This is a genomic window from Halorientalis persicus (genome assembly GCF_900110215.1).
In the GTDB taxonomy this organism is placed as follows: domain Archaea; phylum Halobacteriota; class Halobacteria; order Halobacteriales; family Haloarculaceae; genus Halorientalis; species Halorientalis persica.
Genome location: NZ_FOCX01000004.1, coordinates 85,068 through 109,779 on the forward strand (window position 1 = coordinate 85,068; position 24,712 = coordinate 109,779).

A 24,712-nucleotide genomic window follows, 5' to 3' on the forward strand; every position below is an offset into this window, starting at 1 on the left:
TACAGACCGCGCGCACGCGGGAACGACGGCCGCTCGCCTCCGAACCGCGGACCCCCGTCTCGATTCGGGCCGTGATCGTCCGACGCCGCGAAAGATACGAAAAGTGGAACGAAGACGGTTACTCCTCGGCTTCGACGGTTTCGGCCGACTCGCCCTCGACGTAGTGTTCCTCGATGAGGTCCTCGTCGACGCGGTTGAGCTCTTCTTTGGGGAACATCGAGAGCAGTTCCCAGCCCAGGTCCAGCGTCTCTTCGAGGTCGCGGTTCGTCTGGAAGCCCTGCTGGACGAACTCCTCCTCGAAGCGGTCGGCGAAGTCGAGATAGAGGTTGTCACGTTCCGAGAGGGCCTCGCGGCCGACGATGTTCACGAGGTCGCGCAGGTCCTCACCTTCCGCGTAGGCGGCGTACATCTGGTTGGAGATGTCACCGTGGTCCTCGCGGGTCAGGCCCTCGCCGATCCCGTCGTCCATCAGCCGCGAGAGGCTGGGCAGGACGTTGACCGGCGGTTCGACACCCTGACTGTTGAGGTCACGGTCGACGTAGATCTGTCCCTCCGTGATGTAACCCGTCAGGTCCGGGATCGGGTGGGTGTCGTCGTCGCCGGGCATCGTCAGGATCGGGATCTGCGTGACAGAGCCCTCCTTGCCCTCGATACGGCCGGCCCGCTCGTAGAGCTGGGCCAGGTCCGTGTACATGTACCCGGGGTAGCCACGGCGGCCGGGGACCTCCTCCCGTGCGGCACCGATCTCGCGCAGTGCCTCACAGTAGTTGGTCATGTCCGTCAGGATGACGAGGACGTGGTAGTCCTTCTCGAAGGCGAGGTACTCGGCGGTGGTCAGCGCGAGTCGCGGCGTGACCGTCCGCTCGACCGCGGGGTCGTCCGCGAGGTTCATGAAGACGACCGAGCGTTCCAGCGCGCCGGTGCGCTCGAAGTCGTCCATGAACTCGTTGGCCTCCTCCTGGGTGATACCCATCGCGCCGAAGATCACTGCGAACTCCGACCCTTCGTCGTCGTCGCCCTCCTCCTCTTCCGGCACGGTCGCCTGCCGGGCGATCTGGAGTGCGAGGTCGCTGTGGGGCAGTCCCGACGCCGAGAAGATCGGGAGCTTCTGGCCCCGGACCAGCGTGTTCATACCGTCGATGGCGGAGACGCCGGTCTGGATGAACTCCTCGGGGTACTCCCGGGAGTAGGGGTTGATCGCCTCGCCGACGATCGGTCGTTCCTCGTCCGGTTCGATCTCGGGGCCGCCGTCGATGGGCTCACCGGTCCCTGAAAGGACGCGCCCGAGCAGGTCCTCGGTGAGCTTCATCTGCATGGTCTCACCGAGGAAGCGGACCGACGAGTTCCGGTCGATCCCTTCGGTTCCCTCGAACACCTGGATCGCGACGAACTCGCTCGTGCTCTCGAGTACCTGGCCGCGACGGGTCTCGCCGTCGCCGGTCTCGATCTCGACGATCTCGTCGTACCCGACGGGTTCGTCGACCTCGGCGAACACTAGCGGACCGCTGATCTCCGTGATGGTCTGGTATTCTTTCTGCATTAGTAGAGCTCCCTGAGCTGTTCGGTCATGTCGTCTTCCAGTTCCTCGACGTACGCTTCCCACTCTTCCTGCACACCGATACGGTTGAGCCGCGGCGCGGCGTCGATGTCCGTGATCTCCTCGACCGGAACGCCGGCCTCGAGCGCCTCGAAGGCCTCGTCGTTGAGGGTCTTGATGGCACCGAGGATGGCGTAGGTCTTCTCGGGCTCACAGAAGGTGTCGGTGTCGTGGAACGCGTCCTGCTGGAGCCAGGCTTCACGCAGGTAGCGTGCGATCTCCAGCGTCAGCTGTTGATCCTCCGGCAGGGCGTCCTTCCCGACGAGCTGGACGATCTCCTGCAGTTCCGTCTCCTCGTCGAGTACGTCGATGGCCCACTGGCGCTGTTCGGCCCAGTCGCCCGCGACGTTGTCCTCGAACCACGGGTCGAGCTGATCCCGGTACAGCGAGTAGGACTCGTTCCAGTTGATCGCCGGGAAGTGCCGACGCTCCGCGAGGTCGGCGTCCAGCGCCCAGAACGTCTTGACGATCCGCAGGGTGTTCTGGGTGACCGGCTCCGAGAAGTCTCCGCCCGGCGGGCTGACCGCGCCGATCGCCGAGACCGAGCCCTCGGTGCCGTTGATGTTCTGGAAGTAGCCGGCCCGCTCGTAGAACTCCGCGAGGCGGGCGGCCAGGTACGCCGGGTACCCCTCCTCGCCGGGCATCTCCTCCAGCCGCGAGGAGATCTCCCGCATGGCCTCGGCCCACCGTGAGGTGGAGTCGGCCATCAGCGCCACGTCGTAGCCCATGTCCCGGAAGTACTCCGCGATGGTGATCCCGGTGTAGATACAGGACTCACGGGCTGCCACGGGCATATTCGAGGTGTTCGCGATGAGGCACGTCCGGTCCATCAGCGCGTTCCCGGTCGTGGGGTCTTCCAGTTCCGGGAAGTCCTCGATCACTTCTGTCATCTCGTTGCCACGCTCGCCACAGCCGACGTAGACGACGATGTCCGCGTCGGCCCACTTGGCGAGCTGGTGCTGGGTGACCGTCTTCCCGGAGCCGAACGGACCGGGAATCGCGGCCGTCCCACCCTTCGCGATGGGGAACAGACCGTCGAGGATGCGCTGGCCCGAGACCAGCGGGGTCGTCGGGGTCTGTTTCTCGTCGGCGGGGCGCTGGGAGCGGACGGGCCACTCCTGGTGCATCGTAATCTCCTCGCCGTTGTCCAGTTCGACGACGGTGTCCTCGACGGTGTAGTCGCCCGACTGTACGTCGACGACTTCCCCGCCCTCGTAGTCGGGGGGCACCATCACCTTGTGGTCGATGCTGGGCGTCTCGGGCACGATCCCGACGATGTCGTTGGGACCGACTTCGTCGCCTTCGGCGACCTCGGGGTTGAACTCCCAGGTCTTCTCCAGGTCGATCCCCGGCGCGTCGACACCGCGGTCGAGGAACGCACTGCCCATCTTCTCTTCGAGCACGTCGAGGGGCCGCTGGACGCCGTCGTAGATGGCGTCGAGCATTCCGGGTCCGAGGTCGACGCTGAGGGGCGCGCCCGTCGACTCGACGGGTTCGCCCGGGGAGACCGCGGAGGTCTCCTCGTAGACCTGGATGGTCGTGATGTTGCCCTCGATCTCGATGACTTCGCCCATCAGTCCCTCGTGACCGACGTAGACCACGTCGTTCATCTTCGCGTCGAGGTCTACCGCCGTCACGACGGGACCGCTTACGCTCTCGATCTGTCCGTCTTCGCGGACGTCGGATTCTGTCGCTTGACTCATAATCTAATCTTCCTCCATGAGGTCGATACCGATAGCTCGTTTGATCTGCTCGCGCAGGCCGCCGCTGCCGGCACCCTCGCCGCCGAGGGTGACGAGCACCGGTTCGACGCTGGTCTCGACGTCGTTGCGGACGCCTCGCGAGAGATGCTCCAGATCGTCCTCGTGCATCACGAGGATGCCGACCTCGTCGTCGGTGAGCATCCCCTGCACTGCGTCGTCCAGCTCGGCCGCCTTCTCGTCCTCGGTCACGTCCGCGAACTTGCGGACGCCGGCCAGCCGGAAGCCCGTCGTGAAGTCCGGGCTGCCGATCACCGCGATCTCCTGGCTCATAGTATCACCAGTTCGTTCTCGATCTCTTCCTGTGAGAGGCCACCTTCACGGCCGCGGGCGATCGCGCGGATGTTGTCGACCTCCCGCTCCTTTGCGAGTACGTACGCCAGGACCGGACAGATCGACAGCGGATACCGGCTCGACAGCCGCCGGGAGTACTCCAGCAGTGCCGCGTCGACGGCGCGCTCGAACTCCAGCAGGCTCCCGGCCTCCTCGAGTGCGTCGAGCCCGTCGCGCAACTCCTCGCCGTAGCGGCTCTGCCGGACGTGCTCGACCAGCCGATCCATGTCGCCGGCCAGCTGGCGGATCTCGGCCGGGGTGAACAGATCCCCGCCCTCGATGTAGTACTCGGCGGCCTCCATGTCCGCACCGCTCCGGGCGATCCGGAAGGCGTTCCGGAGGTTCCGGAAGTCGACTTCCGCGCTGAGGAACTCGACGTACAGCTCCATCGGCCGACTGGGTTCGGTCGGGAGCCCGGTCAGCAGATCCTCGTAGAACGCCCGGTCGAGGGCGTTCTCGATTGGCACCAGCACGTCGGTCTCCTCGTACTCCTCGTAGGCCGCTGCGAGCGCGTCGCCGTATCGCGTCGAGTCGAGGCGTTCGATCACGCCCTGGATCGAGCCGGCCGCCAGCAACTCGTCCAGCAGTCCCTCGTCGAACTCGCCGGCCCTGATGAGGTCGGTCTCGACGTTCTCGCGGCTCTCGCCGGAGTATTTCCCGCGGACGATCGTCTTGACGTTCCAGACGTCGAACTTCCGGAGGTAGCGGGCGATGTACCCGTACAGCTCGCCCTCCGACCAGCGAAGCAGATCCTCGAAGTGTTTGGCGACGTTGCGGTTCAGCGCGTACTCGATGAGGTCGACCCCCGAGTGACGCGCGCCGAGCGCGTTCATCTCGCTCTCGTACTCGCTTTCCTCCATGAACCGGGCGATCTCGCCCGGTCCCATTCGGGTCAGCTTCCGGTAGTCGTCGTCGTCGAACAGCGACGCCCGGCGCGAACGGACCCGCGCGATCACGTACTCGTAGTTCCCGGGGCCGCTCGTTTTTTCGGTGTCGATCATTGCTCGAACAGTTCGTCGCTGATCTCGCCCAGGTTCTCCTCCCAGACGTCTTCGAGGATGGCGTCGAAGGTGTTGTTCACCCGAACGCGGGACCCCTCGCTGGTGACGACGACGCCACCGAGGCAGTCGTACTCGCCGGCGTACTCCCCGTCGTAGTCCATCTCCGAAAGCAGCGACTCGATCAGTTCCTCGTCGTCGGCCCGGCCCTGCACTTCGAGGGTCGCGTCGTCCTCGAACTCCGCGACGGTTCCCTCGAGCAGCGCGGCGGTCAGGTCCTCGCGGTCGTCGCCCTCGATGCCGGCGATCTCTTCCTCGACCGTCTCCCGCACGTCGCCGAGGACGTCCCGGCGCGCCTCGAGGCGAGCCTGTTTGGCCTCCAGCTTCGCGCTGGAGAGGCGCTGTTCGCGCTCCTGTTCGATAGTCGATTCTACGTCAGCCTCGCGCTCGCTGCGGATCTCCTCGGCGTCGCGTTCGGCCTCGGCGAGGATCTCCTCGGCCTCGGCCTCCGCTTCGGACCGAATGTCCTCCGCACGCGCGCGGGCTTTCTCCCGTATGTCCTCTGCAACTGTATCAAGGCTCATCGTTAGAAATGGGAAGGCGGTTTAGACGAAGACGACGACCAGCGCCAGGATCACGAGCGTCTCCGGCAGGACTGTCAGGATGAGCCCACGACCGAACATCTCGTCGTTCTCGGCGATGGCCCCGACGGCCGCCGCACCGATACCCCGCTCCGCATAGCCCGCGCCGAGCGCCGCCAGACCGACCGCCAGCGCGGCTGCCGCGCCGGTCGGAATGGCAGGGGCTGCCTCTACCGTCTGTCCGCCCTGTTGAAGAAGCGTTACCAGCACCGTCGTGAGTTCGAGTGCTTCGATCATAGTTGGGTCCTCAAGTGGCTCTCCGAACAACCGGATATGGCCCTAGCGCCCCCATAAAACTTCTCAAATACCGTCGTCAGTGCGTGAGCGAGCCGTGCGAGACGGTCTCACGGCTCCTCGGCGTTCGGTCGGACGACCGTCTGCGCGTTGTGATACCGTCAACATTCACACCGGCGACCGACGGCGGAAACGGGGGGACTCAGTCCTCGGCGGTGTACTCCCGCTCGTAGCCGAACGGCATATACTTCCGGCCGCCGCCCTCGTAGAACTTCCCGAAGAACTCGACGTACTCGAGACGCACACCCTGCAGACCGGCGCTCGTGACACCCAGCGCCAGCACGAGGATGTGCCCGATCACGAGGATCAGGATGCCGGCCAGGACGCCAGCGATCCCCGAGTGGACTAGCCCGCCGAACATGTGGCCGACGACCTCGTGGCCGTGGGACATCGACCCGACTTCGGGCATCCCGCCGATCCCGAAGTGCCAGACTTCGTCACCGTGGTCCATGGTGATGTAGACGCCGAACACCAGCAGGTTGACCACGAAGGCCATCGCGGCCTTGGCCAGCAAGACCGCGGCGATCCGGGTGTACGACAGCACGTTGACCAGCACGTTCAGGAACTCGACGGTCTCGATCGGGTCCGCCCGGACCAGCAAGACGAGTCCGACGAAGAAGACACCCAGGCCGACGGCCCCCACCGGGTCCGGGAAGCCGGTGAACCCGAGCGGGAGCGGGTTGCCGTTGAAGACGCTCCCGGATCCGTACAGCAGGCCGGGGGCGCTCCCGAAGGCACCGCCGAAGATCCACGCCCAGATGCCAAAGAGCATCAGCAGCCAGGACCCGCTCTCGCCGATCGCGTCGCCGAGGCCGTGGCCCTGGAGGTTCTGGATGAAGTCCAGAATCCACCCGATCGCGAGGTGGACGACGCCGGCCAGCAGGCTCAACACGAGCCAGGCCTGCGCCCAGCTACTGTGGTACGGCTGGAGGCCCTTATGGATGGGCGCGGAACCGCCCCACAGGTACGTTGCGACCATGTGAGTGCCGAATATCTCGCCGTAGAGGATCCCGAATATCGCGGTGAACGCACCGGCCCAGATGCCGACGCCACCGAGACTCCGGATCATGTCGCTGTCGAAGCTACTGTACAGCCAGTAGCCGAGCGCGACGTAGAGGATCCCGTACCCGAGGTCCCCGATCATGAACCCGAAGAAGGCCGGGAACGTCAGGAACAGGAGAACGGTCGGGTCGAACTCCGAGTACTTGGGTCGGTTGATGACCCCGACCAGTGCCTCGAACGGCTTGGCGGCACCGGGGTTCTTCTGGACGACCGGCGGCTGGTCGTCGCCCATCGTGACCGACCCGCCGTCGGCGACTGGCTCTTTTTCCTTCTCTTGTTCCTGTTCGCTCTCGGTACTCTCGGGCGACTCGGTGCTGACCGGCGAGCCGACTTCGGCTCCGCCCGATCCGCCGCGTTCCTCGGTCACGTCCTCCGTGTGGTGGACGTGCCCGTCGTCGTCGTACTCGGCGCGTTCGAGTTCCTCGACCTCGACGCGGTCGCCGACGGCCTGCCGAAGGGCCGATTCGAGGCGATCGTACTCGTCGGTCGGGAGCCACCCTTCCGCGACGAAGGCGTTCTCGGTCGTCGCGAACGAGAGCGGTGCCTCGGCCTTCTGGGCCTCGATGGCCAGCGTCTCCTCGGCGGCCAGCAGGAAGCCGGCCACGTCGAGTCGCAGGTCCTCGAGTTCGTCCTCGACCGTGTCGAGTTTGGATTCGAGTTGCTGTTTGCGGTGGTTCAGCTCCGAGATGTACTCCTCGGGACTGCCCTCGGCGTCGGGAATCTCGTAGGCCTGGAACCGGGCCCCGACCAGGAGATCCTGCACGGAGAGGTCGGTGCCGGGTTCGGTGGGTGAGGCGTCTTCGGGGTAGACGAAGACGGCGACGGCGTCACCCTCCGAGAACACCTCGAAGGCCGCCACGCCGTCGGCCCCAGTCAGTTCGGCCTCGATGGCCTCGGCGTCACCTTCCCCGACGGCGACCGAGACCGAATCGTAGCCGGTCAGCAGGTCGAGATCGATGCCTAGCGCCGCGAACGGCTCGACGCTGTCGATGCGTTCCTCGACGGTCCGGAGTTCGTCTTTCAGTTCCTCCCGGCGGTCGTCGAGGTCGTTCACTTCCTCGCGGATGTCCTCGAGTTCCTCGTCGAGGGCCTCATCGGTCACCAGCCGGGTCGGGCCGGCGTCGGCCTCGTCGACGCCGAGGATGGACTTCAGCGAGCGGACGGTAACGAGTTTCTCCGAGGCCTCGTCGCCGCCATCGGCCGGTTGGCCGGGCTCGAAGCCGTCCCACGCGCCGTCGTAGTCGCTGAGATCGACCAGTCGCAGTTCGTGTACGGTCTCGACGACGGTCTCCATGACCTGTTTGGAGCCGGTCACCGAGACCCGGCTCATTCGCTCAGGTCTGAGCATGCACCGCCTCCTCGAACAGGTCTGTCACGTGTTCGATCACCTCGTCACGATGCTGAGCGGCCTGGTCTTCGAGTTCCTCGCGTTCCTCGTCGCCCGCCGCGAGGATCTCCTCGCGCTCGGCCTCGATCTCCTCTCTGGCGTCTTCGAGTCGCTGTTGGGCCATCTCCTCGGCCTCTTCACGGGCCTGCTGGCGGATCTCCTCGGCCTCCTCGCGAGCCTCGGAGATCGTCGCGTCGGCCTCCTGCTCGGCCTCGGCGACGATTTCGTCGGCCTCCTCCTCGGTCTCTTTGATCCGATCGAGAACCTCTGGCCTTGGCATTTGAATCACCCGGAGATTACAGAAGCGGCTATATGGTAGTTGCGAAGTTTGCCGCCACAACCCACCCGTTCGTAGCTGTGTGACACGTTCACGGCACCTCGCCCCGTCGACCCGTCCCGCTGGCGGCCGGAAATCCGGGGAATTATGACTCTCAGCGCCCAACCGTCGAGCCAATGGGAGTCCTCGAGAACAAGTCCCGGGCCCGGCTCTTCTACAAGTACCTCTCGAAGGTGTACGACCAGATCAATCCGTTCATCTGGAACGAAGAGATGCGTACGGCGTCCATCGACCTGCTCGACATCGAGCGTGACGACCGTGTCCTCGACATCGGGTGTGGCACCGGCTTCGCGACCGAGGGCCTGCTCGACCGCGTCGATACGGTGTACGGCCTCGATCAGAGCCCCCACCAGCTGGAGAAAGCCTACGAGAAGTTCGGCAAACGGGACGGCCCCGTGAAGTTCCACCTCGGCGACGCCGAACGGCTCCCCTTCCGCGAGAACACCTTCGACGTGGTGTGGTCCTCGGGCTCTATCGAGTACTGGCCCAACCCCGTCGACGCCCTCGAGGAGTGTCGCCGCGTCGCCAAACCAGGCGGCCAGGTGCTGATCGTTGGCCCCAATTACCCCAACTCCTCGGTGTTCCAGCGACTCGCCGACGCCATCATGCTCTTTTACGACGAGCGCGAGGCTGACCGGATGTTCCGCGAGGCCGGCTTCGTCGACTTCGAACACCACACGATGGGGCCCGATTACAACCCGGAGATCGCGATCACGACGGTGGCGACGGTGCCGGAGTAGCGGGGTGTGGGCCCGAGCGCGAAGGACGTGAGCGCTCGGGTTTTTCGCCCACGTTTTTCGCCGAGTGGTCGTGAGCGCAGCGAACGACCCGAGGCGAAAAAGGTGGGACTACAACCCGGAGATCGCGATCACGACGGTGGCGACGGTGCCGGAGTAGCGTCCGTATTCGGGCCGCTCAGGCTGTCGTCTCCAGTTCTGCCAGTTTCCGCTCGCCGAGATAGAGTGCGACGCTCACCTGTGACCCTGGGTCCAGCGCCGGATCGTTCGTGCCGGCCAGCCGGAGGCTCGTGCGCTCGCCGGCCTGCCAGTCGCCGTCGGCGGCGGTGTTGAACGGGCCGGTGGGGCCCGACTCGAAGCCGGTGGCGGCGAAGAAGGGGACCGGCGGCTGGTGGGCGAGCGGACGGCCGTCGATCCGAAGGCGGACGCGCAGGTCGGACACGGCAACGGTGTCGCCGCCGCGGTGGACGAGGGTGAGCCGGTCCGCGTCGGCGTCGACTCGGAGATCGAAAGTGGCCCGGGTCGGGCCGTCGTCGGGCGGTGCCGCGCCGAGTGCGGTCAGTCCGACGGCGGCGGCTGTGAGGACGGCGACCGCGAGCAACAGAACGACGCCGACGACGGAACCGAGCGCGCGGGTCGACACGCCGGCCGGTGGTCCCGGCTTCCTACTTCAACCTCCGGCGGCCGCGGTGGTGGCGGTGAGCGTGACGCGGTCCTCGCCGGCGACGGCCTCGATCGCTGTGGTGTCTTCGGTCTGTACCGTCCAGAGACGGCCGTCGACGCCGGTCGTGCCGACGAACTGACCGTCGATCTTGATCCGCGCGTCGACGGGGGCGTCGGTCGCCGTGTTTCGGACCGTGAGTTCCATCGGGCCGGTCGGGTGCGTCAGGTTCGCCTCGACGGCGAGGTCGGCGCTCTCGTTCTCGGCGGTGATGGTGTCGCTGACCGGGAGCCTCGACAGCCGCTTGTTCTGTACCTCCATGAAGATCTCCGCGTTCGAGCCGTCGAGATAGGTCAGTAACTCACCGTGCTTGTGGTCGAAGCTGGCCTGATACACGCCGTCGAGTATCGAGTCGATGTCGTCGTTGCGCTGATTGCTGTCCCTGGCGGCCCACGGGTACAGGTCGTACACGAAGTCGATTGCCGTGGTGATGTCACCGTCGAACCGATCGGAACCGCCCTGCTGGAACCGGTTGTCGATGAACGATTCACGAAGGTACGTCTGCCGGCGGCTGTCGGTACTCGCCAGAACGACACCGCTACCGCCGGTCTGGACCAGGAACTGCTTCGTATTTCGCGTGCCGACGAGTGACGCCCGGATACTCTGCCGCGGGTCGGTGTAGTACAATCCGGCCCGCTGTCTGGCGTCGCTGAACCGATTGTCGATCTCGAACGGGACGGTGTACTGTGGCGTGAACTGGGCGAGACCCTGGATGCGGACCGCACTCTCTTCGATCGCTCGAGCGCGGGAATCGATCACTGCGAACCGTCTGAACACGACCGTGGCCGAGATCTGCCCGTCGTCGAACTGCTGGATGGTGCGCCGCTGGTACTGGCGTAGCGCGTTCGTCCTGTTTCTGAGGCTCGACGCCGTCTCTCGAAGGACGGCGGTCTTGGCCGACGAGTTGGGTGCGGCGCGGAACTGCTCGACTTCCGTCTCGCTGGTGAACGTCTCCCGCAGTCTCGTGCTGTCGGCGGCCGCCGCAGCGCCGAGATCGAGCGACACGTTGCCGATCCGGCTCCGCCTGTCTCCAGTGGGGAGTTCCAGGTAGCTACTCGTGTTCTCCGTCGCCGTGACGGGAGCGGCGACGGCGTCGGGCGTGGCCTGTGTCGCCGTGGTCGACTGTGGCTCGGGGGAGAGGGCTGGCGTGCCGCCGGTCACCGCCGCGGTGACGACGAACACGACCACGAGCGCGGGGAGTGCGTATCGCATAGCGAGTACCTGCCACATGGAGGTGCGACTACAAAAAACCCGACCGACTCTCGCCGTCGATCCCCGACATCTGTTACTGAGACTATCTTTCCATCGCCGTATGAGCGCCGCTTAGACCTTTCACAGCCGCTCCTGACGTTTTTTCACCTGATGGAAAGTGTTTTCCCCGAGGCGCGACCAGAGAGGACTAATGTTGACGCGGGCACATGCCGTCCTGCTCGCCTCACTCGCCCTCCTCCTGACCGCAGGTCCGGTGGCGGCCCCGGCGCTCGCCGACGGGGCCGAGGCGCACCAGCCGGCGGTCTCGAGCGGTGCAGTCTCCCTCCAGACACAGGATACCGACCTCAACCGCACCGACACGACGTTTCGAGTCGGGATCCGATCCGACGGTGACGCGGTGTGGACGATCAGGCGAAACTACACGCTCGGAACCGAGGCGCGGCGAGCGGCGTTCGAGTCGACGGCACAGGAATTCGAGAACGGACGCGAGTCCCGGACCGTACAGACAGTCCGTGCAGCCGGCGAACAGGCCAGCGCTGCCACGGGTCGGCAGATGGAGATCAGCGACGTGACCCGGCGAAGTACCGTCGTCAATTCGACCGGCCAACTCGTGTTGACGTTCACCTGGTCCGGGTTCGCTCGCAAATCCGGGACCTCCCTCTACGTCGACGACGTGTTCCTCTCGGCCGACCGGACGTGGTTCCCGACCCTGGGTGTGAACCAGACGCTCACCATCGTTCCGCCGACGACGTACGATCTGATCAGCGCCTCGCCGAGGGGTTACTCGGTGACGAACGGATCGCTCCGCTGGGAAGGGACCGAGTCGGCGACCTTCGGAACCAGTCCGCCATCGGTCGTCTACCGGCGAACCGGGAGCGTCACGTCGCCGAACGGGACCGATGATTCCCAGTCGGGCGGCATCCCTCCGCTCGTGCTCGTGGGGATCGTGGTCCTCGTCGTCGCCGGTGTGATCGCGTACCTGCTCGCGACGCGGGAGTTCGACGTGCCGTCGCCGGCTTCCCCGACCGGCGGTGGTACCGACGGCGGCAGCGACGGTGACGACCCGCCCCCGGCGGCGACTGGGACGGCCGCCTCGACGACCGACGGCGGGACGGCGGCCACGGCCACCGACACCGGCGACGACGAGATCGACGAGGAACTGCTGAGCGACGAGGAACGGATCGAGCGCCTGCTCGAACGGAACGGTGGGCGCATGAAACAGGCCAACATCGTCAAAGAGACCGACTGGTCGAACGCGAAGGTGTCCCAGTTGCTGTCCTCGATGGACGACGAGGGCCGCATCGACAAACTCCGGATCGGGCGGGAGAACCTCATCTCGTTCCCCGACGAGGACATCACGGATACGAACGGTGAGGAGCCGGAAAACAGCGGGTAGATACGACGACCGGCCGCGATCGTCCCGGTCCGGTCGGAGATGAACAGTTTTCCGCGCTTACGCCGTTCGGAAACGTTTAACGGGGAGTAATTCCCAGAGTCGGGTGAGCATGAAGATTCTCGTAACGGTAAAGGAGGTGGCGGAAGTCGAGGACGAGTTCGAGATCTCCGGCGGCGATATCGCCGAGCAGTATCTCGAATACGACCTCAACGAATGGGACGACTACGCCGTCGAGGAAGCCGTCCAGATCAGCGAGGCCGAGGACGACGTGGAGGTCGTCACGGCGACGATCGGTCCGGAGCGGTCCGAGGAGACCATCCGGATGGCGCTGGCGAAGGGTGCCGACCGCGCGATCCGCGTGTGGGACGACGACATCGAGAGCACGGGCAAGCTCGACGTCGACACCAAGGCCGAACTGCTCGCGGGCGTCGTCGAGGAGGAAGACCCCGATCTGGTCCTGACCGGCGTCCAGGCCGGTGACGAGTCCAACGGCGCGACGGGCGTCACACTGGCGGAAAAGATCGGCTTCGAGTGGGCTGCCGTCGTCAACCAGCTCGATCTCGACATCGAGGGTGGCGTCGCGAACGTCCACCGCGAACTCGAAGGTGGTGTCGAGGAACTCACCGAGGTCGAGAGCCCCGCCGTGCTGACGATCCAGTCCGGGATCAACGAGCCCCGCTACGCCAGCCTGCGCGGTATCCGCCAGGCCCAGAGCAAGCCCCTCGACGTGCAGACGCTGGACGACGTCGGCCTCTCGGCTGACGACCTCGAGAGCCCGCTGGCCCAGACCGATATGTACGAGCCCGAGTCCGAGGGCGACGCGACGGTCTGGAGCGGTGACGCAGAGGAGACGGCCGGGCAGCTGGCTGAATTCCTCCGCGACAAAGGGGTGGTCGAAGGATGACGGACGTTCTCGCCGTCACCGAGCACCGCCGTGGCGAACTGCGCGACGTGAGCCTCGAGATGGTCACGGCCGGCCGCGACCTGGCCGACCAGACCGGCGGCGACCTCCACCTGGCCGTCATCAGCGGCGACGTGGACGACTACGCCGAGCAGGTCAACCGTGAGGGCGTCGACGCCATCCACACCGTCGAGTACGGTGAGGAGTTCAACCACGACGTCTACACGCAGGCCATCGAACAGCTCTACGCCGAGGTCGACCCGCAGTACCTGCTGGCCCCCAACTCGGTCAACGGGATGGACTACGCCCCGGCCGTCGCCGAGGGCCTCTCCCTGCCGCTGGTCACCGACGCGGTCGATCTGGCGGCAGACGACGGCCTCACCGTCACGCGCGAACAGTACGGTGGCAAGGTCGAAACGACCATCGACGTGGAAGAAGACCACGCCGCCGTGACGATTCGGCCGGCCGAGTGGCCCCAGGCCGAGGGTGACGGCGACGCCGCCATCGAGGCGTTCGACGCCGACATCGACGAGAGCCAGATCCAGTCGACCGTCACCGGCTTCGAGGAAGTCGCCGGCGGCGACGTGGACATCAGCGAAGCGGACTTCCTGGTCTCCATCGGTCGTGGGATCGACGAGGAGGAGAACCTCCCGCTGATCGAGGCGCTGGTCGAGGCGACCGACGCCACGCTGTCGTCGTCCCGTCCGATCGTCGACAACGGCTGGCTCCCCGCCAACCGGCAGGTCGGCCAGTCCGGGAAGGTCGTCACGCCCGACGTGTACATCGCCATCGGCATCTCCGGTGCCGTCCAGCACGTCGCCGGGATGAAGGGCGCAGACACCATCGTCGCGATCAACACCGACCCCAACGCACCCATCTGGGACCTCGCCGACTACGGCATCGAAGACGACCTCTTCGAGGTCGTGCCGGCCCTCATCGAGGAGTTCGGCGGCGACGTGCCGGACGTGTAAGTCGGGTAAATCTACTTCGTTTTTTCGCACGGCGACTGGTCGTGAGCCACTGCTGTCGTTGGGCTGATATTGTACCGGACGCGAGGCCGGAGGCCGAGTGTCCGGCTTTTTCGCCCACGTTTTTGCGCGAGTGGGTCGCCCCGCGACCCCGAGCGGAAAAAGGTGGCATCCGAGGAGTTCGGCGGCGACGTGCCGGACGTGTAAGTCGGGCCAACTCGATTCTTTTTCCGCGCGGCGACTGGTCGTGAGCGGTAGCACTCTGGTTTCGGAGCCGTCGGCACGCTGTCCCCGATTTAGTAGGGTTCACACCCCCGCGTCAAGCTTTATCCCTGAACCGCCCGAGGGTATTGACGATATGCGCGCAGCAGTCATCGAGGAACACGGGGAGCCACTGGCTATCGAGGACGTGGACGCGCCGGAACCGGACCCCCACGGAGTCGTCGTGGACACCGAAGCCTGCGGGATCTGCCGGAGCGACTGGCACGTCTGGCAGGGCGACTGGGACTGGCTGGGCATCGACGCCGGCGCGGGTCAGATCCTCGGTCACGAGCCGGCCGGCCGCGTGGTCGCGGTCGGCGACGAGGTCGAACAGGTTCGGGAGGGCGACCATATCGCGATCCCGTTCAGCCTCGGCGACGGGTCCTGTCCGGAGTGTCGGACGGGCCACTCGAACACCTGCGAGAACGGTATTCCGCTGGGATTCGTCGAGCAGGCCCAGGGCGCGTTCGCCGAGCAGGTCCACGTCCCCTTCGCCGATTTCAACGCCGTCCAGCTCCCTGACGGGGTCACGTCGGTCGACATGGCGGGCCTGGGCTGTCGGTTCATGACATCCTTCCACGGGCTGGCCCACCGCGCGGACGTGGGCGCGGGCGACTGGGTCGCCGTCCACGGCTGTGGCGGCGTGGGGCTCTCGGCGGTCCACATCGCGGACGCGCTCGGCGCGAACGTGGTGGCGGTCGACCTGAAAGACGACAAACTGCGCCAGGCCGAGGAACTGGGTGCCGTCGAGACGATCAACGCGGCCGAGACAGAGCGCGTCCCCAAGGCGATCAAGGGGCTTACCGATGGCGGCGCGGCGGTCAGCGTCGACGCGCTCGGCGTGGCCGAGACGAGCCGCAACTCCGTGCTGAGTCTGGGTACTCGCGGTCAGCACCTCCAGATCGGGCTAACGACGGAAGAAGAGAAAGGGTCGATTCCCCTGCCCAGCGACGCGATGGTGATGGGGGAGATCGAGTTCCTCGGCTCGTACGGAATGCCGGTCTCCAGGTACGACGAGATCTTCCGGATGGTGTCGACGGGCAAGATCGATCCGAGCGCGGTGGTGTCCGAGACTGTCGGACTCGAAGACGTCTCGGACAAGCTGGCGGCGATGACGGACTTCGAGACGGACGGGATTCCGGTCGTCGACTCGTTCTGAGCGGTCGCGGCGGGCGGTCGGCGGTCGCGCCCGTGTCCCACGACGCGTCGCTTCGTCAACCTCATTGGGCCCTGGTCCTAAGCCTCCAGCAATGGAGTATCTGGAGCGCCGACGGGCGCGCGTCGAGGAGCGACTGGAGGCGGTCCTCGACGGGGTCGAGCCGGCGGAGCTGGCCGACGAGCTGGGCCACGTCACGCTCTCGGGCGGGAAGCGCGTCCGGCCGACGGTGACGGTGCTGGTCTGTGAGTCGCTGGGGGGTGATCCGGCGGACGCGGTCGATTTCGCCGTGGGCATCGAACTCGTCCACAACGCGTCTCTGGTGATCGACGACATCATCGACGACTCGGAGGTTCGGCGGGGCGTCCCGAGCGCGTGGGCCGAATTCGGCTTCGGCCCGGCGATCATCGCCTCCGACGGCCTGCTCGGAGAGGCCTTTGCCCTCTTTTCCGGCGACGAGCGGGCGATGCAGGCCGTCGCCGAGTCGATGGTCGAACTCGGCGAGGGGGAAGCGACGGAACTGGTCGCCCAGCCGGAAAACGAGACCGAGTACATGGAACTGGCTCGCCGGAAGACAGGGGCGCTGTTTCGCGCCGCCGCCGAGTTGGGCGCGATCGCGGCCGACGCCGACGCCTACACGGTCGAGGCGTTCGGGCAGTACGCCGAGCGCGTCGGGATCGCCTTCCAGATGCGCGACGACGTGCTGGACGCGACCGCCGAGGCCGACGACCTGGGGAAGCCGACGGGTCACGACGCGGCGATGGATCGTCCCTCGCTGGTGCAGGTGACCGATCTGACGCCCGAGGAAGCCAACGAGCGCGCACGCGAGATGTCCGACGAGGCGCTGGCGTCGCTGTCGACGGTCGACGCCGAGGACTCCGAGGCGCTGGCGTATCTGGAGGATCTGGCGGAGTTCGTGGTTGTACGGGAGCGGTGACCGAAGGGAACCGCGAACGCAGTTCGTGAGCGGTGGGCGTGCGGTCGAGCGAAGTGAGACCGCGAACGAGCGTGCCGCGAACGCAGTGAGAGAACGGTAACGAGGGCTCTGTCTCGCGGTTTCACCGCTCGCTGTTCCGAGGGACCGCTCCGTTCGTAAGTACCGAGGGCACCCTACTGCATGACGTCCGGGAGATCCCGGGGATCGGTGACTTCGGCCGGGTCGATCCCGTGGTCTTCGAGGTAGGCGACTTCGTCGCCGATGGCCGTGCCGTCGTCGTCGGTGTAGAGGGCGACGGCCTCGTCGAGCACTTCCAGCGCTTGCTGGCGGGTTTCGCCCTGGCTCACGACGCTGGTTTCGACGTCGACCGCGGACCACTGGCCGTCGTCCTCTTCGATGAGACGGATCTCCCGGCTGGACATACGATCGCCTACGACCGTGGGTGGAATAAGCGTTCTGTCGAACTCGACAGTGGTCACGCCGCCGGGCGGTTTCGGGGTGGTAGCTCAGGCCGGTGGCCGGTCCGCCCGGATCCGGGACTCGACGACGGCGAACGCGAGGGTGCTGACGAGGCCGAGGATAGTGCCGCCAGTGAGCGTCGCCGCGAGGAAAGAGAGGGTCACCAGATCGAGGAAGTAGGCACTCATGCCGTAGAGGACGGCCGAGATGGCGACGACGTAGAAGGGGGCGTTGAGGTAGTGCCACTCGAACTCGCCGGCGAGGAACTCGTCGGTGACGCGGCCGAGGCTGGAGGTGATGCCGGCAGCGGCGAACCACCGGACGGCACCGATCACGAGTGCCGCCAGCACTTCGAGTGCACTCAGCGTCCCGCGGCTGGTCTGGGCGGTTTCCAGCGACTGGACGCCCTCGACACCACCGATGAGCAGGAGGGCAGCGGCGACGACGGAGGTGATGAGCGTCACGCGACCGGCGTAGAATACCGACCGGAGGCGGTCGATGGCCGAGTCAAGCGCCCGCTCGACGCCGAGGCCACGGCCCAGGATGTAGAGGCCGAGCAGGCCCGACGTGATGCCGAAGACCGCGCCGGGCAGGCCCAGCTGGTCGGCGATGATCGCCAGCGGATAGATCAACAGGAGAATCCCGAGGGGGACGAGGATCGTCCCGCGGGTCTCGGGGTCGTCGAGCACCTGCTTGATGGTGTAGTACATCGATTCGAGGTCCTGTGCCTGACGGACGACGACGCGCTGGACGCCGTCGATGTAGACCCGCGACCGGATGACGGGGACGACGCTCTCGTCCTGGGCTCCGTCGGTGACGACGATGGCGCGCACGTCGTCGCTGGCGGAGATGCTCGCCAGCACGGTGTCGACTTCCTCGCCGACTTTGCGGTTTGCGGCCACGTCTTTGCCGTCGACGCCGGTCACTGCGGCGACCTCGACGTCCTCGTCGTCGATCGATTTCTGGATGTGAAGCCCTTCGAACAGGACGTTCACGTCGGAGTCCTCGGGGTCTGCGGTCGCGAGCGCCACGGCGGCCTCTTCGACGGCGTCACGGCCGATAACCGGCGTGTCGACACCGGTCTTGCGTCCGAGGTCGTCGTCGAGGTCCACACACAGGACCAGCAGCATCACCCGATAGTTCACCGCTGTCGCTTATCTGCTTTTGGGGGACGGACCGATCCGGCAGGTGGATCGACTCCCGTCGATCCGGCGATCACTGTCTCAGAGCCCGGCCGGTTCGTTGCCCTCGCTGCCGACGTACTGGTAGCTGACGAACAGCAGTACCGCGAGCGTCAGCGTGAGCAGGGCGTAGGCGGCCGCGACCATCAGTGCGTCCGCCTTCGTCGCGAACTCGCCGGTGCGGAAGACGATTGCCTTCCGGACCAGCGCGATCACCCCCGTGAAGATCACCAGCCGAAGGATCCGGGCCGTCTCGTCGGAGCGCGCGTAGGCGATGACCGTGTTGTACACCTCGACGATGATGAAAAGCAGGAGTGCGGTGTCGATGAACCCGATGACGACAAGCGGGTCGCTGATGTCGCCGCTCCGGATCTCGTTTACGATCTGGAGACCGAGATCGAACACGCCGATGGCGAACAGCACGACGAGGACGAACCCCGCGATCAGTTCGACGAGTTGCATCACCCGTTCGGAGAAGTCGACGAACGGGTCGACTCGCCCTCCAAGGGTTCCGGCCGTCGATCCCGCCGCGACGGCGGGCGACTCGTCGGCCTCGTCGGTGGACCCCTCGTCACGGTCCGAGTCCTCGCCACTCATACCCATACCAACGTCCGGAGACCGAAAAGGTCCGTGTCGACGGGGGACATCCCCGGTTCAGTTTCGCACGGCTTTTGCCCGTGGACGGGAAAACAGGGGTAACCGATGATATCCAAGGGCTGTGAACAGTGCGCCGAGGGCGGCAAGCTCGTCCTCTTCGTCTACGGCTATTGCGACCAGCGTGACTGTTTCTACTGCCCGCTCGGCGAGAACCGCAAGAACGTCACCGACGTGTATGCCAACGAACGCCTCGTCGAGGACGACCAGGACGTAATTGAGGAGGCCGAGCGCATGGACGCCCTCGGAGCCTCGATCACCGGCGGCGAACCCCAGGAGGCGATGGAGCGGACCACTCGCTATCTCTCCCTGCTCAAAGACGAGTACGGCGAGGACTTCCACACCCACCTCTACACCGGTATCACGGGTGGCCGCGAGAATATGCGCCGCCTCTCGGCGGCCGGCCTCGACGAGATCCGCTTTCACCCACCCTTCGAGCAGTGGGGCGACCTCCACGGCACCGAGTGGGAAGACATCCTCTATGTCGCCCGCGAGGAAGGGCTGACGCCTGCCTTCGAGATCCCCGGCATTCGCCCGGAGACGGAGTTTCTGGAGTTCCTGGAGGAGGGCGCGGCCGACTTCTGCAACATCAACGAGTTCGAGATGTCCGACGGCAACTACCGGCGGATGCAGGAGGAAGGGTACGAGCGGAAAGAGGGGCACATGAGCGCCGTCGAGAACTCCCGCGAGGAGATTCTGGAGGTCATGGGCGATCACGAGAAGGTCTACTTCTGTACCTCCGTATTCAAAGACGCTGCCCAGCACCGGCGGCGGCTCAAACGGATGGCTCGCACGATCCGCCGACCGTTCGACGAGGTGACCGACGACGGGACGCTCGTCTACGGGAAGACCTGGGCCGATCCCGAGCGCTTCGAGAACCTGGGCGTGCCCGAGGAGTTCTATACTGTGAAATCCGACCACGTCGAGGTGGCGTGGTGGTTGCTCGAAGAGATGATCGCCGACGGCGATCTGGACGAGGGTGAGATCGTCGAGCAGTATCCGTCCTACGACGGGCAGGTCGTAGAGCGGACGCCGGTTGCCTGACGCGAGCGACCGGCGGGAGCGAGCGTTTTTGGTGCAGCTTTTTCGACGAGTGGTGGTCGAGCGACTGCGAGACCACCCGCGGAGAAAAAGGTGCTCGCGGCAGTATCCGTCCTACGACGGGCAGGTCGTAGAGCGGACGCCGGTTGCCTGACGCGAGCGACCGGCGGGAGCGAGCGTTTTTGGTGCAGCTTTTTCGACGAGTGGTGGTCGAGCGACTGCGAGACCACCCGCGGAGAAAAAGGTGCTCGTGGCAGTATCCGTCCTACGACGGGCAGGTCGTGGAGCGGACGCCTGTCTAAATCTTTACTGCAGGGAGATTCACGCTCCGCGCGAACCCCCTGACTCCCGCTGGTCCGAGCACATTATCAACTCTGAGTACGTTGGCCGAAGTTTCTTATTTGCAGTACTGATGGTAGAGCTATGTCAGGGGCATCTGGTACAGCCGGGGCGAGTGCGCCAGGGGACGAGAGTCTCCGGGACGCGCTCGCGACGTTCGTATCGTACATTCCGGACGGGACGACGATTCCCGAGTCGACGTGGCGGGCGCGCCACCGAAACGTGATCGCCGCGACGCTGTTGCAATTGCCGATCTGGTTTCTCCTCGGAATCTACAGCGGCACGACGCCCATCGCGGAGGCACGGATTCCGGCGACGCCGCTTCCGTTGATCCTGCTGGAGATCGGGATCGTGTTCGGGCTCGCCGCACTGGCCTGGGCCGGTCCGTTCTCGCGGCGCGTCCGGACCGCACTGGCGATAACCAGTCTTCTGGCCTCGTCGGTTGTCCTCGTGCAGTTCTCGGGCGGGTACATCGAGGCGCACTTCCACTTCTTCGTCGCGATGGCGGTCGTCGCGACCTACGAGGACTGGCTCCCGTTCGCGCTCGGCCTGGGATACGTTGTCTTCACTCACGGTGTCTTCGGAACCATCGAGGCCAGTCGCGTGTACAACCACACGGCCGCGATCAACAACCCGTGGGTCTGGGGGCTCATCCACGGGATCTTCGTCCTCTTTCTGGCGCTCGCGCTCATGTCGAACTGGGTGTCGACCGAACGCTCCCGCGAGGACGCCCGCGAACAGCTGGCACAGGCACGAGACCGCGCCCAGCAGATCGACGATCTGGAGGCCAAGCAGGCCGAGATCGAACGGAAGCGTGAGGAGGCAGAACAGGCACAGGCCGACGCCGAACGCAAGATGGGCGAGGTACGCGAGCGCAACGAGCGCCTCGAACGGGTCGCCAACCGGTACCGGACCCAGATGGATCGGGCGGCGGACGGCGACCTGAGCGCCCGTGTCGAGGTCGACGACGAGAACGATGCGATGGGCGAGATCGGGACGGCGTTCAACGAGATGCTCACGGAACTGGAGTCGACGGTCGACGAGATCCAGGCCTTCGCCGACGAGGTCGTGACGGAGAGCGATCAGGTCTCGACCGAAGCCGCCGAGGCACGGACTGCTTCGGAGTCGCTCACGGAGTCCGTCCAGCGGATCACGTCCGCCACCGACCAGCAGCGCGAGAAACTCGAAGCCACGGCCGACGAGATGACCGATCTGTCGGCGACCATCGAAGAAGTGGCCGCCTCGGCCGAGACCGTCGCCGAGAGTTCACAGGCGACGGCCGACGTGGCCGACCGCGGCGAGCAGACCGCCCACCGTGCCCGCGAGCAGGCCCAGGACGTACGGGCGGCCATCGAGACGACCGTCGAACGTGTCGAGTCACTCGACGCGCAGATGGACGAGATCGGCGAGATCGTCGAGTTGATCGGCGACATCGCCGAGCAGACGAATATGCTCGCGCTGAACGCCAATATCGAAGCCGCCCGTGCCGGGAACGGTGGCGGTGGGGACGCTGGCGAGGGCTTCGCTGTCGTCGCGAACGAGGTGAAGAACCTCGCGGAGGAGACGCGGTCGGCCGCGGGCGACATCGAAGGGCTCATCGAGGGCACCCGTGCGGAGAGTCAGGCGGCAGTCACGAAAGCACAGGAAGCCGAATCGAGCGTCGTCGAGGGGATCGACGCGATCAACGACGCCGTGGCGGCGTTCGAGGACGTCGCCGAGAACGCCGCCGAAACCGACAGCGGCGTCCAGGAGATCAGCGACACGGTCGACGAGCAGGCCGCGTCCACGGAGGAGGCCGTCGCGATGATCGACGAAGTGACGGATCTGAGCCGGGAGACGGCCGAGGAGACGGACACGGTGTCGTCGGTCGCCCAGAGACAGTCCGCGTCGATCTCGGAGGTCGACACCGCCGTCTCGACGCTGCGGACCCGCGCCGAGGATCTGCAGTCGCTGCTGTCGCAGTTCACGGTTCAGCCGGGGAGTCGAGACGCGACGGGCTCGAAACCCACAGCCGGCGACGGTGGTCGGTGAGACGCTGAATTTTCCCTGCTGAACTTTCACTCAGTCGGGTGCCACGTTCCGAGACGGGGATACTTTCTAGTCAGCACAGAGAAAATATTTATAGGATTGAAATAACGGGTAACCGTGGATTCGAGAACCGAGACCGCGATCTACGTCGTGGTGGGGTTGCTCGTCGTCGGAATTGCTGTGACGGCACTCTCGGCGGCGGGAGATCGAACGATGGTTTCGGAAGTCGTCAGTGAGGGCGAGCCACCACGTAATGCGACAGTGACGGCGTATTCAGATCTGCCTCGGTCCGCTCAAGTAGTCGTCGATGCGGTAGTCAAACAGGGTCGGACGACGCTTTCGACCTACGACGATTATCGGGCCGTCGACGCTCTCGAAGGGGACAGATATATCCGGACAGACGAGGGCGTGTTCTACATCAGAACGACGTCTGTCGACGGTAGCGGAGGGCTTTTCGAGGGAATCGTGCTCGATTCTCTCCTGGCTATCGGCGGGATACTGATCGGGGCTGGTCTCGTGGTCCGAGATCGGAGTCGTCACTTCCTCACTCTGATCGCACTCCCGACAGGGGCAACCGTCGCACTCGTGAGTGCGAACGCTCTCGCCGCCCCGACGCTGTCGGTCGTCGACTGGTTCGGCAACGTTTCGTTCGGTCTCGCAGCCGGAGTCCCCGTGTTGACTGGCATCGCACTTCGACGGCGAGAGTACGACGTTGGTGTGATGGCGATGAGCACTTTGCTCCTCTCGGTGGCAGTGCTTCTGTCGGGGAACACGCTTTCCGCGCTCTATCTGCTACTGCCACTACTTCTGCTCGGGCTTCCCGGAACGGGATTCGGCTGGTGGCTCGAGAATCGGAGCGCCGAGAGGGCGTAGCTCGGCAGTTGTACTACCCGAATGTTCGATCAGGTCACACTCCCACTGTAGCCGCCGTTGCACACGCCTCTCGTCGAAACTAGCATCCGCGCGAGTGAAACGAGCGCGGTTCACCGTCAGAGCAAAGCTCTGACGAGCGCCCCCTCGTTCCCTGCGGTCACTCGCGGGCACACTCGACGCGACCGCTGGTCGCGTCGAGGCAGTTTTTATACTAAATTTTTGCGAGGAGTGGTTCGGGCGGAGCGCGAACCCGACGAAGTAAAAATTCAGTCGATGAAAATTCAGTCCTCTTTCATGTGCTGGAGCTGGTCGACCAGCTCCTCGGTGTCCTTGTCGGACTGGAACTCGACGTCGCCGGTGTCGTGGTCCTCGTGGACGTTGACGGCCTCGTCCTCGTCGGCTTCGACGCTCTGATCTTTCTGCTCGCTTTCGTCGTAGCTTCCAAAGCCCATTGTGTACAACCGCAGAGACTCCCGGAGTAAAACTGCCCCGGTCTCGCGGTGCTGTGAGTGTGACTCCCCACCACGCCACCGGGACTTTTGAGCGGGCCCGTCCAAGCGAGGCTATGTCACGAAGTGACGAGTTCGTCACCGTCGATGGGATCGAGATCCACTACTCGGCGTGGGGCAACTCCGCCGATCCCCCAGTGCTGTGCGTTCACGGGCTCTCCCGGAACGGACGGGACTTCGATCCGCTGGCCCGCGACCTGCAGGACGACTACCACGTCATCTGTCCGGACATACCGGGGCGGGGCTGGAGCGAGTGGGCAGACGAACCGGCCGAGCGCTACACCAACGCGGCGCTGGTCGAGACGCTTGTCGGGTTCTGTGACGCCTTGGAACTCGAATCGCTCCGGTACGTCGGCACGTCCATGGGCGGTGGACTGGGGATGGCGCTGGCTGGGGGGCCACTCGCCGACCGGATCGAGCGGCTGGTGGTCAACGACGTGCCGCCGAACCCGGAGGCAGACGCCGAGCCCGAAGCGATGGGCCGGATCGTCGAGTACGTCCCGAACCCGCCGACGGTCGGGACGCTCTCGGAACTGGAGGACTACTTCAGAGACCTGTACGAGGGGCGGTTCAGCGAGATGACCGACGACGAGTACCGCCGGTTGACGATGACCTCGGCGCGGCGGACCGGGGACGGCGACTTCGCGCCGGCGTACGACCCCGAGATTCTCGTCTCGGGCGAGGACGACGGGCCGGACCCCTGGGACGTGTGGGCGGCCATCGACGTGCCGATCCTGCTGTTCCGTGGCGTCGACTCCGACATCCTGCCGGCGGATGCCTACGAGCGAATGCTCGACGTGCAACCGGACGCCGAGACGGTCGAGATCGACTGCGGGCACGCGCCGGCGCTGAACACGCCCGAACAGATCGAGCCGATCCGGGAGTTTTTCGCCTGAGTCGTGGCGGTACTTCAACACTCCAAGTAGTGAG

24 protein-coding genes are annotated in these 24,712 nt (G+C 65.6%); 10 read left to right on the forward strand and 14 right to left on the reverse strand.

The features are described 5' to 3' along the window. Nucleotides 1-118: 118 nt before the first annotated feature. The 8 genes from BMX17_RS05910 to ahaH form a co-directional block, all read right to left on the reverse strand. Nucleotides 119-1,540 (reverse strand): ATP synthase subunit B, encoded by a 1,422-nt coding sequence (locus BMX17_RS05910; protein ID WP_092658559.1) that lies wholly within the window; start codon nt 1,538-1,540, stop codon nt 119-121. Beyond that, nucleotides 1,540-3,300 carry an ATP synthase subunit A gene (locus BMX17_RS05915; protein WP_092658560.1) on the reverse strand — a complete coding sequence of 587 codons (1,761 nt, stop codon included), beginning with the start codon at nt 3,298-3,300 and terminating at the stop codon, nt 1,540-1,542. Before BMX17_RS05915 ends, BMX17_RS05910 begins: the two co-directional genes overlap by 1 nt. A gap of 3 nt (nt 3,301-3,303) precedes the next feature. Further along, nucleotides 3,304-3,630, reverse strand: a complete 327-nt coding sequence (locus BMX17_RS05920; RefSeq protein WP_092658561.1) for a V-type ATP synthase subunit F — start codon at nt 3,628-3,630, stop codon at nt 3,304-3,306. Further along, nucleotides 3,627-4,691, reverse strand: a complete 1,065-nt coding sequence (locus BMX17_RS05925) for a V-type ATP synthase subunit C (RefSeq protein ID WP_092658562.1) — start codon at nt 4,689-4,691, stop codon at nt 3,627-3,629. Before BMX17_RS05925 ends, BMX17_RS05920 begins: the two co-directional genes overlap by 4 nt. After that, nucleotides 4,688-5,272: a V-type ATP synthase subunit E gene (locus BMX17_RS05930; protein ID WP_092658563.1), complete on the reverse strand. Its 585-nt coding sequence runs from the start codon at nt 5,270-5,272 to the stop codon at nt 4,688-4,690. The genes BMX17_RS05925 and BMX17_RS05930 overlap by 4 nt, the downstream gene beginning before the upstream one ends. 21 nt (nt 5,273-5,293) lie before the next feature. Then, entirely contained in the window at nt 5,294-5,566 is a 273-nt protein-coding gene (locus tag BMX17_RS05935) for a F0F1 ATP synthase subunit C (protein ID WP_092658564.1), read from the reverse strand. Between the two features lie 199 nt (nt 5,567-5,765). Further along, a complete protein-coding gene (locus BMX17_RS05940; protein WP_092658565.1) occupies nt 5,766-8,033 on the reverse strand; it encodes a V-type ATP synthase subunit I in 2,268 nt (755 codons plus the stop codon). Next, nucleotides 8,020-8,352, reverse strand: a complete 333-nt coding sequence (gene ahaH, locus BMX17_RS05945; protein WP_092658566.1) for an ATP synthase archaeal subunit H — start codon at nt 8,350-8,352, stop codon at nt 8,020-8,022. Before ahaH ends, BMX17_RS05940 begins: the two co-directional genes overlap by 14 nt. 173 nt (nt 8,353-8,525) lie before the next feature. Between ahaH and BMX17_RS05950 the strand changes: the two genes are divergently transcribed. Then, nucleotides 8,526-9,149 carry a methyltransferase domain-containing protein gene (locus tag BMX17_RS05950; protein WP_092658567.1) on the forward strand — a complete coding sequence of 208 codons (624 nt, stop codon included), beginning with the start codon at nt 8,526-8,528 and terminating at the stop codon, nt 9,147-9,149. A 175-nt stretch (nt 9,150-9,324) separates the two neighbouring features. Here BMX17_RS05950 and BMX17_RS05955 read toward each other — a convergent pair whose 3' ends face one another. Both BMX17_RS05955 and BMX17_RS05960 read right to left on the reverse strand, forming a co-directional pair. Beyond that, the gene (locus tag BMX17_RS05955; protein ID WP_092658568.1) at nt 9,325-9,789 is read right to left on the reverse strand and encodes a type IV pilin domain-containing protein; all 465 of its coding nucleotides are present in this window, start codon (nt 9,787-9,789) and stop codon (nt 9,325-9,327) included. Nucleotides 9,790-9,816: 27 nt separating this feature from the next. Further along, nucleotides 9,817-11,079, reverse strand: coding sequence for a DUF7096 domain-containing protein (locus BMX17_RS05960; protein ID WP_092658569.1), 1,263 nt, complete (start codon nt 11,077-11,079; stop codon nt 9,817-9,819). A 190-nt stretch (nt 11,080-11,269) separates the two neighbouring features. Between BMX17_RS05960 and BMX17_RS05965 the strand changes: the two genes are divergently transcribed. From BMX17_RS05965 to BMX17_RS05985, 5 genes are all read left to right on the forward strand, one after another. Next, nucleotides 11,270-12,475, forward strand: a complete 1,206-nt coding sequence (locus BMX17_RS05965) for a helix-turn-helix transcriptional regulator (RefSeq protein ID WP_092658570.1) — start codon at nt 11,270-11,272, stop codon at nt 12,473-12,475. A 109-nt stretch (nt 12,476-12,584) separates the two neighbouring features. Then, nucleotides 12,585-13,379 (forward strand): electron transfer flavoprotein subunit beta/FixA family protein, encoded by a 795-nt coding sequence (locus BMX17_RS05970; RefSeq protein ID WP_092658571.1) that lies wholly within the window; start codon nt 12,585-12,587, stop codon nt 13,377-13,379. Further along, entirely contained in the window at nt 13,376-14,347 is a 972-nt protein-coding gene (locus BMX17_RS05975) for an electron transfer flavoprotein subunit alpha/FixB family protein (RefSeq protein WP_092658572.1), read from the forward strand. The genes BMX17_RS05970 and BMX17_RS05975 overlap by 4 nt, the downstream gene beginning before the upstream one ends. 355 nt (nt 14,348-14,702) lie before the next feature. Next, nucleotides 14,703-15,764, forward strand: coding sequence for a zinc-dependent alcohol dehydrogenase family protein (locus tag BMX17_RS05980; RefSeq protein WP_092658573.1), 1,062 nt, complete (start codon nt 14,703-14,705; stop codon nt 15,762-15,764). Between the two features lie 91 nt (nt 15,765-15,855). Continuing rightward, nucleotides 15,856-16,698 (forward strand): polyprenyl synthetase family protein, encoded by an 843-nt coding sequence (locus tag BMX17_RS05985; RefSeq protein ID WP_092658574.1) that lies wholly within the window; start codon nt 15,856-15,858, stop codon nt 16,696-16,698. 173 nt (nt 16,699-16,871) lie between these two features. On the opposite strand, the gene BMX17_RS05990 is transcribed toward BMX17_RS05985, so the two are convergent. The 3 genes from BMX17_RS05990 to BMX17_RS06000 all read right to left on the reverse strand — a co-directional run bounded on the left by BMX17_RS05990 (nt 16,872) and on the right by BMX17_RS06000 (nt 18,935). After that, entirely contained in the window at nt 16,872-17,120 is a 249-nt protein-coding gene (locus BMX17_RS05990) for a type II toxin-antitoxin system HicB family antitoxin (RefSeq protein WP_092658575.1), read from the reverse strand. A gap of 84 nt (nt 17,121-17,204) precedes the next feature. Beyond that, nucleotides 17,205-18,287, reverse strand: coding sequence for a DUF373 family protein (locus BMX17_RS05995; protein ID WP_092658576.1), 1,083 nt, complete (start codon nt 18,285-18,287; stop codon nt 17,205-17,207). Between the two features lie 93 nt (nt 18,288-18,380). Beyond that, nucleotides 18,381-18,935 carry a phosphate-starvation-inducible PsiE family protein gene (locus tag BMX17_RS06000; protein ID WP_092658577.1) on the reverse strand — a complete coding sequence of 185 codons (555 nt, stop codon included), beginning with the start codon at nt 18,933-18,935 and terminating at the stop codon, nt 18,381-18,383. Nucleotides 18,936-19,040: 105 nt separating this feature from the next. Between BMX17_RS06000 and BMX17_RS06005 the strand changes: the two genes are divergently transcribed. The 3 genes from BMX17_RS06005 (at nt 19,041) to BMX17_RS06015 (ending at nt 23,273) form a co-directional block, all read left to right on the forward strand. Further along, on the forward strand, nt 19,041-20,036 hold the full coding sequence (locus tag BMX17_RS06005) for a radical SAM protein (protein ID WP_092658578.1): 996 nt from the start codon (nt 19,041-19,043) through the stop codon (nt 20,034-20,036). A 420-nt stretch (nt 20,037-20,456) separates the two neighbouring features. Then, nucleotides 20,457-22,403, forward strand: a complete 1,947-nt coding sequence (locus BMX17_RS06010; RefSeq protein WP_092658579.1) for a methyl-accepting chemotaxis protein — start codon at nt 20,457-20,459, stop codon at nt 22,401-22,403. A 114-nt stretch (nt 22,404-22,517) separates the two neighbouring features. Then, nucleotides 22,518-23,273: a hypothetical protein gene (locus tag BMX17_RS06015; protein ID WP_244514939.1), complete on the forward strand. Its 756-nt coding sequence runs from the start codon at nt 22,518-22,520 to the stop codon at nt 23,271-23,273. Between the two features lie 281 nt (nt 23,274-23,554). On the opposite strand, the gene BMX17_RS06020 is transcribed toward BMX17_RS06015, so the two are convergent. Continuing rightward, nucleotides 23,555-23,725, reverse strand: coding sequence for a DUF5786 family protein (locus BMX17_RS06020; RefSeq protein ID WP_092658580.1), 171 nt, complete (start codon nt 23,723-23,725; stop codon nt 23,555-23,557). Between the two features lie 113 nt (nt 23,726-23,838). Between BMX17_RS06020 and BMX17_RS06025 the strand changes: the two genes are divergently transcribed. Continuing rightward, nucleotides 23,839-24,678, forward strand: coding sequence for an alpha/beta fold hydrolase (locus BMX17_RS06025; RefSeq protein ID WP_092658581.1), 840 nt, complete (start codon nt 23,839-23,841; stop codon nt 24,676-24,678). Nucleotides 24,679-24,712 lie beyond the last annotated feature (34 nt).